The organism is Paraburkholderia sp. SIMBA_053 (assembly GCF_046534895.1).
Lineage (GTDB): Bacteria > Pseudomonadota > Gammaproteobacteria > Burkholderiales > Burkholderiaceae > Paraburkholderia > Paraburkholderia caledonica.
In genome coordinates this window covers 1-320 of the sequence record NZ_JAWRXU010000341.1, presented here as the reverse complement: position 1 = coordinate 320, position 320 = coordinate 1, and the positions used below count along the sequence as shown (strand labels likewise).

The window sequence follows — 320 nt, the reverse complement described above, 5'->3', positions numbered from 1 at the left end:
CCGCAGACCGCGAAAGGGCAGGGTTCGTATTACCTCGTTTATCCGGCGGGCGAGGAGTCCCTTGCGCGTGTTACGGCATTTCGCACATGGCTACTCGCCGAAATGGCGCGAGACACGGCTTCGGGCTTATCCGTTTGAGCCGTCGCGGGTTCAACGCTACAGGCGCTATAGGCGCTACATCCGCAAAGCCGCAATGTACTTGGCCCGCGGCCGCAGCAGAAAAGCCTGCGCGCGCTGCTCCAGCACATGCGCCACCCAACCCGCTGTGCGGCTGATGATCCATAAGGCCGTAGCCGTGCCATCCGGCAAGCCGAGCGCAC

General features: G+C 63.4%; 1 protein-coding gene. It reads right to left on the bottom strand.

Translation table 11 applies throughout. The annotated features are described in order from the left end of the window. Nucleotides 1–174: 174 nt before the first annotated feature. The coding region (locus SB753_RS35910) for a citrate/2-methylcitrate synthase (RefSeq protein WP_410804851.1) at nucleotides 175–320 on the bottom strand (146 nt) is incomplete at its 5' end.